This window comes from Xenorhabdus sp. TS4 (assembly GCF_014467265.1).
GTDB lineage: Bacteria > Pseudomonadota > Gammaproteobacteria > Enterobacterales > Enterobacteriaceae > Xenorhabdus > Xenorhabdus ehlersii.
Genome location: NZ_NKHQ01000106.1, coordinates 1 through 7,414, shown reverse-complemented (window position 1 = coordinate 7,414; position 7,414 = coordinate 1). Strand labels below are relative to the sequence as shown.

The 7,414-nt window shown below is 43.3% G+C and carries 10 protein-coding genes and 2 pseudogenes; 7 read left to right on the top strand and 5 right to left on the bottom strand.

Annotated features, from left to right (window positions below):
• The 3 genes and pseudogenes from Xets_RS19460 to Xets_RS19450 form a co-directional block, all read left to right on the top strand.
• A partial coding sequence (locus Xets_RS19460; RefSeq protein ID WP_222941595.1) for an IS1 family transposase occupies positions 1 to 84 on the top strand: 84 nt, incomplete at its 5' end.
• A 360-nt stretch (positions 85 to 444) separates the two neighbouring features.
• The gene (locus Xets_RS28800) at positions 445 to 726 is read left to right on the top strand and encodes a hypothetical protein (protein ID WP_187652383.1); all 282 of its coding nucleotides are present in this window, start codon (positions 445 to 447) and stop codon (positions 724 to 726) included.
• Positions 727 to 811: 85 nt separating this feature from the next.
• Positions 812 to 1,056 (top strand): annotated as a pseudogene (locus tag Xets_RS19450) (transposase); the annotation flags it as partial.
• 15 nt (positions 1,057 to 1,071) lie between these two features.
• On the opposite strand, the gene Xets_RS19445 reads toward Xets_RS19450, so the two are convergent.
• On the bottom strand, positions 1,072 to 2,016 hold the full coding sequence (locus Xets_RS19445) for an ISAs1 family transposase (protein ID WP_208638563.1): 945 nt from the start codon (positions 2,014 to 2,016) through the stop codon (positions 1,072 to 1,074).
• Positions 1,964 to 2,164: a transposase family protein gene (locus tag Xets_RS22665; RefSeq protein WP_208638551.1), complete on the bottom strand. Its 201-nt coding sequence runs from the start codon at positions 2,162 to 2,164 to the stop codon at positions 1,964 to 1,966. Before Xets_RS22665 ends, Xets_RS19445 begins: the two co-directional genes overlap by 53 nt.
• 313 nt (positions 2,165 to 2,477) lie before the next feature.
• Between Xets_RS22665 and Xets_RS19440 the strand changes: the two genes are divergently transcribed.
• Complete coding sequence (locus Xets_RS19440) at positions 2,478 to 2,738, top strand: type II toxin-antitoxin system RelE/ParE family toxin (protein ID WP_099134076.1); 261 nt, start codon at positions 2,478 to 2,480, stop codon at positions 2,736 to 2,738.
• 65 nt (positions 2,739 to 2,803) lie between these two features.
• The gene (locus Xets_RS19435; protein ID WP_099134075.1) at positions 2,804 to 3,163 is read left to right on the top strand and encodes a helix-turn-helix domain-containing protein; all 360 of its coding nucleotides are present in this window, start codon (positions 2,804 to 2,806) and stop codon (positions 3,161 to 3,163) included.
• Between the two features lie 466 nt (positions 3,164 to 3,629).
• Here the strand turns inward: Xets_RS19435 and Xets_RS19430 are convergent.
• Positions 3,630 to 4,121: pseudogene (locus Xets_RS19430) on the bottom strand (DUF4276 family protein); the annotation flags it as partial.
• Positions 4,118 to 5,203 carry an AAA family ATPase gene (locus Xets_RS19425; protein ID WP_187652382.1) on the bottom strand — a complete coding sequence of 362 codons (1,086 nt, stop codon included), beginning with the start codon at positions 5,201 to 5,203 and terminating at the stop codon, positions 4,118 to 4,120. The gene Xets_RS19425 and the pseudogene Xets_RS19430, both read right to left, overlap by 4 nt.
• Before the next feature lie 458 nt (positions 5,204 to 5,661).
• Between Xets_RS19425 and Xets_RS19420 the strand changes: the two genes are divergently transcribed.
• Both Xets_RS19420 and Xets_RS19415 read left to right on the top strand, forming a co-directional pair.
• Positions 5,662 to 5,925 carry a helix-turn-helix transcriptional regulator gene (locus tag Xets_RS19420; RefSeq protein ID WP_120211303.1) on the top strand — a complete coding sequence of 88 codons (264 nt, stop codon included), beginning with the start codon at positions 5,662 to 5,664 and terminating at the stop codon, positions 5,923 to 5,925.
• Positions 5,926 to 6,100: 175 nt separating this feature from the next.
• The gene (locus tag Xets_RS19415) at positions 6,101 to 6,577 is read left to right on the top strand and encodes a hypothetical protein (RefSeq protein WP_187652381.1); all 477 of its coding nucleotides are present in this window, start codon (positions 6,101 to 6,103) and stop codon (positions 6,575 to 6,577) included.
• Here Xets_RS19415 and Xets_RS19410 read toward each other — a convergent pair whose 3' ends face one another.
• Positions 6,578 to 7,210, bottom strand: coding sequence for a hypothetical protein (locus tag Xets_RS19410; protein WP_099134146.1), 633 nt, complete (start codon positions 7,208 to 7,210; stop codon positions 6,578 to 6,580).
• Between the last annotated feature and the right edge of the window lie 204 nt (positions 7,211 to 7,414).

The following is a 7,414-nucleotide window of genomic DNA, read 5'->3' as shown; positions in this document are numbered from 1 at the left end:
CGAAAAACATTATCTTTTTCAAAATCCATAGAAATGCATGACAGAGTTATAGGATATTATCTGAACATTCATCACTATCAATAAATTGTAGTCATAACCCACGATGATAGTACTTATGAAGCCAGTAAGATTGAAACAAATAACAATGCAACTCTGACGAGTACTCACGGCAAGGTAAACTTTAAAGCCGTTAAAGATAGCGCTTTTGAACAAACTATTAGCCAATCTAAAGGGTTTTTTATTCAGAATGGGAATAGTGGCTATAGTGCAGAAACATGGGTACTGCCTTCTGTTCATATTGGCGGAAAGTTAACGATTGATGCCGCAAATGGAATCAATGCTGACATCAAAACACAGAAAGGCCAGTCTTTACAAGCTGCATTAGCAGCTCTTGGCGATACCCCTGAAACAGCCTGGTTAAAAGGATTAAATCAGCGTCAGGATGTGCATTGGAATGAAGTGCAGGATGCTTATGAAAGTTGGAATTATCAGGACCAGCATTTAAATCCTGCTGTTTCTGCTGCTATCGCTATCGCCGTTGCTGTCGTCACAGCAGGAGCAGGAGTAACTGTTGCTGCTGCTGGCTATTCTGCAGGTGCTGCTACTGCCGCTGGAGCCAGTGCTGCAACAGCCGCTGCGGTGGGTGGTGCTGTGACTGCAGGTACCGTTATAACTATACCGAACACCAGTGGGATCAGATCTTTCAGGAGAATGGAAGAGATATAGCAGCAAGTAGGGACAAAGCTGCAGCTGAACGTGTAGCAGCACGACAGGATGGGGCTCTTCTTCCTTAAATAAAAGGCGGTGTCACATGCCATCCCCTGCCAAAATCTGGGAACAAGAACTGCTGACATTACATGCCCGTCTGGCTCCCTTATTTCACTCTACCGGCCCACGACAACGCAGCCTCGCCTATCTTCGGGGATTGCTCAGTGATGTTGAACGTAAGAATAGCTGTCAACTGGCTGAATGGATGGGGGAAAGTACCCCGATGGGATTCAATATTTGCTGGAACGCGCTGATTGGGATGTCGATATGGCCCACAGGGGTTACGCATGAAATTTTGGTAGGCTAAAATTGATTAAATAGCAGCGCTTCCATATAGCCATTATCCCACCCGGCTGATTTCCTTCGGGCACTTAAACTCAGTTTACTGTTGGTATCTCGTTTAATGATATTGAGTGCCATTTTACGTAATTGGGCAAATACTCTTGTGGCGATCCGCTCTCTCATCCGTGAGTCATCTTCTCGAAAAGTGACATCCAGTACCCAATGTAAACTATTCTCTATAGCCCAATGTTTTCTTATGGCACCTAGTTGAAAGGTGGGAGAATCATGACAACTACTTAAATAATAACGAAAATCAGAGGTCACCGTGTCAGAGTAGTGTTCTTGCCGTATCGTTTCCGTTACCAGAAGGACCTGAATATTTGGCCAAGCACTTAGGTATTTTGTTTCTGATGTCAGCGGCAGAACCCATCCACGTCGTCTGACGGTACGTCCATGACTATCATCGAATTCATCATAGTCAGGTTTAAGGTAAGGTTTTTGGGTTATCTGTTGCTGTTGAAAATAATTAACAGCTTCCGAAAAAGTTTTTCCCTGATTGCCTTTAAGCAACAAAATATAATCGGCTTCACTCTCACGTAATTGCTGAGCAATCGTGCGTTGGCAGCCCATCGCATCAATCATCACGAGATGTCCTTTCAATGAAAGCATCGATAATAATGCGGGGATGGCCTTAATTTCGTTTGATTTTCCGTCTACTGCACACTGACATAAACTGAGTCCTTTCTCAACCGAGAATGCACTCACCACATGTAGTGGGCTTTGTTCAATTTTCTTATCAAACGAATGGCGTAAACTTTTACCATCAATCGCAATGATCGCTCGCTTTTCTGAAGAGACGTCACGAGAAATCCACTGATAAAAATGACGTTCAAAGAGGCCGGGATTTAATAAACTAAAACAGTGACGGAATACCGCCTTTGAGCAGAAGAAATGAACCCAGCCAATCCTTTTTTAGCTGGCCGTACTGTTCAATATCGGTCCAGGCGTTAGCCCCGGCAATGACAGCGCATACCGCGATCACTAAGATATCAATAAAACGGTGTTTAACCTTTCCCTGACAACTTGGATCTGGAAAATCAGAAAAGACCTCCACTCATTCTTTCATCTGCGCCCCTCTAAAAATGAAGGAATTATCCACTAAATATTTTCATGCGTAACCCCTGACATAAAACCCACTCTTGGTGGACACAGTCCGCCAAAACCTCGACCGCAACCTAAACCTAATCCAAAACAGAATAACCTTACTATTAGCGGCTGACATAGCAGGCCGCTATACAACTGTAGTGGTTATGCGCAGCCCTGAAAACAACATCGTATTTTAATCGTATTTATGTTGACATAATACGATTTAAACCGTATTATCTAATCATCCCAAACGGATATGCTCTTTAACAAATGAGGAAATGATGGTTACGGTTCAATGGACGAGGAAAGCACGAAAACAGTTGCTTTCAATCGATACCAGATACCGGAAAGCTATCAGTGAGAAGGTTAACCAACTTGAAACCTTCCCGGCAGTGACACTGGATATTAGGAAGCTTCATGACCTTGATAATCAGTACAGACTATGGGTTGGCGAATACAGGATAATCTTCGAAATCACTGACGGCGAACCGGTTATCTGCTCGATAACGGCAGTCAAACGGAGAACATCAACAACATACTAGGCGGGGTAACCCGCCATTTCCTCATTATTAAATTCACCGCGACTCTTAGCCACCCGGATGAATACATGAAAATGCAATACATAAACGATGAGACAGGAAAACCACAATATGTTGTCCTGCCAGTCGCTGAATACGAAAAACTTCTCAGCACAAAGGGAGATTGGGAGGATGTGCCATACACCCCGTCAAAATACGATGATGTGACCGTGCCTAACGGCGTCGTATCTATCATGGTTGACCAGGATGTTTCTATTCTGGCAGCTTGGCGCATCTATCGTGGGCTGTCTCAGTACGATGTAGCTGAAAAGCTCAACACAGCTCAATCAACCGTGTCTCAGTGGGAGGCATCAGATCGACCACAGAAGCGCACACGAGAAAAACTGGCGGCGCTATACAACTGTACTCCAGAACAACTCATTCCATAACCCAACGACCCCGTTTAGGGGTCGTTTACTTTGGCTAAAATACAAAAAAGCCACGCCATTGAAATATTCCTCTGAATATTCCAGATTCTTGCGGGATTTTGAACTACTGCATTTTTTGCAGGAGTTGGATTTACGACGGGTGGATAGCAAAAAGCCCCACTGGGTTAGTGAGGCTTTAACTGCTTTCGGTTTTACTACCCGATCATAACACAAAATATACATCTAAATTTCTCAAAATCAAGTTAATTTAGAAAATATTTATATTTAGTGATATGTTTTGCAGTTTTCTTTTCCAATTTCTCGCTTGATAGCGTAATACATTTCCTCTTCTAGTAGCTCCTCTGACCATACAGTACGTTTCCTAGCCCACTGAACATCACAGCCAGTCAGCCTTGATAATTCACGAGCGATCTTTTGCGGGTATTTGCGTTCGCAATATCGTTTAATAGCGATATCCCGAATAGGGTTGCGGGCTGTTATTGATATCTTCAGGTGTATCAAATTCATCTTTGATGGCCTGTAGTGCGGCAATTGGTGCATGGTCATCAAGCCAGTCTGCAAATTTTTCGGGTTGGCAAAATAGTAACGCTTCAAATTCATGCAATAACAGATTGGGAATAAAATTAGCCTGTCCGATATCATTAGCGAAAGCCTGCTCCAGCTTCACGACCCGTTCGTTAGCCGCATTATCCCGTTGTTCGTTATAATCAGGGAAATCAGTTAGCAGACCATAGTAGTCGATAAGTGTGGTGACGAATGCACCGGGATCTTGTCGGCATAAGCGGGTAATTTGGTGTTTTACTTTGCCGTAACTCGTGATCCCCCCTTTCTGGCTGGAACTCGTCTGGGATAATATGGGTGTCAGATAGATATGTTGTGCAAAAAAATAAGGTGCCAGCACATCCCGCACGAAAGTTTCTTCCGTTTGCCCTTCAACAAAAACGTTGATACGGATCATCGTTGTGGCCTCCCGCCAAGTAAGTTTTTCTTCCATAATTCACCCAGGCTATAGTCTTCAAGCCATTCTGACAGGGCTTCATTATCCAGGCGCTTAAAGGTGGAGGCGCCTTGTTGTTTGTCGACCACAATCAGGTCATCAGCATCAAACTGGTTGACCAGCTCGACCGACTGAGTGGAAATAATCAGTTGATGTTTATTGCTGGCATTTTTAATCAAACCGGCCAATACATTGATGGCATAGGGATGGAGTCCGAGTTCAGGTTCATCAATAATAATAGAATCGGGCATGTAATCTTCGGGTTGCAGTAGCACAGTCGTTAGTAAAATAAAGCGCAAAGTACTATCAGAAAGTTCACTGGCTTTAAAAGGAATATCCTGATCTTTTTCTGTCCATTCGAGTTGAATGTAGTCGGCATTATCCGGTGTGGATCGTAAATAAAAATCACCAAAAAACGGCGCGACCATCTGGATGGCTTTGATAATGCGTGTGTAATGTTGTTGGTGATTTTTTTGCAGGCGATACAGAAATGCCGCTAAATTAGCCCCATCTTCCCGCAGATAATCATTGTCACTAATACGGTAAGTTTGTTTAACTTTGGCACTGTCACTCGTATCATGAAAATGATATACCCGCCAACGAAGCGGGGTCGGTAAGGTGTCATTTTCAAGGTTCATATGATTAACCTGTGATTCAAAATGTCCGGCACCAATATCATATTCTCTTTTACTGTCACAAAAGAGTGATTCATGGCGAAACATCATGCGGTTATCATTAGTCGGTTCCAGTTCAAATTTATAACCATTGTGGCCAAAAGAAAGTTCGGCTCCCATAAATTCGGTTTTTTTGCGACCAAAGTGTAAGAGGGTATCGGGTCCCCCCATTTTACCAACAAGAGATTGTAAGCGCTGATCGAGCAGGGCGGAGGACAAACGAAAGAAACTGATGAAATTGGATTTTCCGGCACCATTGGCCCCAATAAGGATATTCAGGCTTCCCATTTGTAAATCACATTTTGCGATAGATTTGTAGCCTGTTATCTTAATTCTGCTTAAGTGGTCATTATCAGTTATTGGTTTCATAATCTTGCCTTTTCAGCACCATGTGACTCAATTTTGCCTTATTATACACTTTTCTGATGACGGCTTGAGGGATATAATCTTGCTCAAGTACACCTGCCACGCTGAGTCTCTTGTTTAGAGGATGCGCAAATAGGCAGGTTTTTTTATTCTTTAAATCTGAACTGAAGACATTATCCTATAATTTTATTTACTTGTTAAACTTACATGTTCGATTATTGAATTCGATAACTCAATCAGTTAAAGTAAAAAAGCTATCGGCAAAATCCGATAGTGAGGAATCTCAGGCCTCGTAAGATCAACCCACTGGTAGGATATTTCTACCAGTGTGCCTGCTATCGCACCTTCTATGGCGGTTCAGGCGGGGGAGGCTTCGGCCTCGCCGGATTGGTTGATCTCCGGTACCTGAGAATCCCTGTCTGAACCACCACCATCAATAATCAACAGAAGGGGAAGCAGGTATGACTCACACTCAACAAGACTGGCACCCAGCCGAAATTATTTGTGCATTACGCAAGCGTGGTACGACACTCGCCGCTTTATCCCGTGAATCGGGACTCAGTTCTTCTACACTGGCAAATACCTTATCCCGCCCATGGCCCAAAGGGGAGTTTATCATCGCTACCCGTTTGGAGCTGGCGCCGTCTGAAATCTGGCCCAGCCGTTATTTTGACCGCCAGGGTAATTTGATTGAGCGAAAAGCACGCAAATCGTTTGCTGGATAATACTCTGTTATTATCTATGACATTCAATACGATAATACCGGTTCAGGGTTTATCCGTTATTCTCTGTTACGACACCTTTATTTTCAGCAAACACAGTTGAGTTGTTCATTGAATACATCACCGGGTTCCTTGCATAGTCAGGATTATTTTACGACTGAGCAGGAACCTATCTGGCATGAAAATAAACGCGTTAATCGGCTTAATGGCGGTCATACTGACGGGATGCGCGACTCCCGTAAAACAACCGCTATCTCAGCCTTCCCAAAGTCGTTTTCCTTCCGTTACGCTGACACGCAACATTCAGCCTGTTTCGCTAACTTTGTTGTACGTAGCAAATGAACCGTTTGCTATCGGCGCACTCACAACCCGATACTGGTTCTGGTATTGCAGTGATATCACGTTATCAGCAAGCAGAAGGGGAATTCCGTATTGGTTGAATATTCCCCAATGGTTGCCGAACAGCGTATTTATCAATGCAGCACCGCCTAGGCTAATCCCTGCGTCCAGTGCGGCGCTGGGGATCCCCTTCCAGTTCGGTATATCGGGCATTTTGGGCAGGTCTGGCACTCCAAACATAGGCACCTCATTTTTGGACGTAAAAAAACTGCAGTTAAGCGGCCTTAGAAATGAAAAACCCGCCGAAGCGGGTTAGTTAGTTATTCGGGAGAGCTATTCTCGATATTATGGCTAGCCTATTCATGTAATGTTCTGCATTACCCCATAACCAAGACTGACAGTAGCCTACTTCATCTTCATTAGATATTTGTCTAACCTCACCACTCATTACGTCGTAGCCGTAGACATACAATCTATATTGTAATGCTTCATACATTCTAGCTTGCCAGAATGACATACCCTCAGTTGTTTGATTTACATCAGAAGCTACAACGTCATAGCTTTTAATCAGGTAATGGAAGAATATTTTTGAAGCTAAGCCAATTAGCGCAGCGTTGTGCGTAGGTTTTTTCGTGCGCCAAATCAATACTTGTGATACGGGTCTACAATTTAGCTCTACGTCATTGGTTATTATCACTTTATTATAATAAACCACTTCATTAGTGATATCGCATAGCAAAGCCAATTCAAAATGAGTTCTACCTAATGTTAACCTGTTATCAACCCTAATTAGTCGATATCCCGGAGGTAGAATCAGTTCGTCAACGTCCTTTACTATCTCGTTAGCCAATGGATTAAGAACATCATACAGAGCACGATTGCGCTCAGACTCATTAAGGTGACTGAAATCAGCAGCAACTTTATCTATACTTTCAAGATGTAACGGCATACCGTCCCCCTCACCAAAAGATTCAATATTTAGCTCATTGATAAATATTCCTTGAGGTGATATTAGTCTACTTGAACCTAAGGTTCAATAGCATTGGCTATATTGCTCAGGGCAAACGGGTCTAAATTATACTGACGTAAAACCCACCGTGAGGACTTTCAGCATGTAACTATTATCCCATCCTGCTTTCTGACGCTTAGTTTT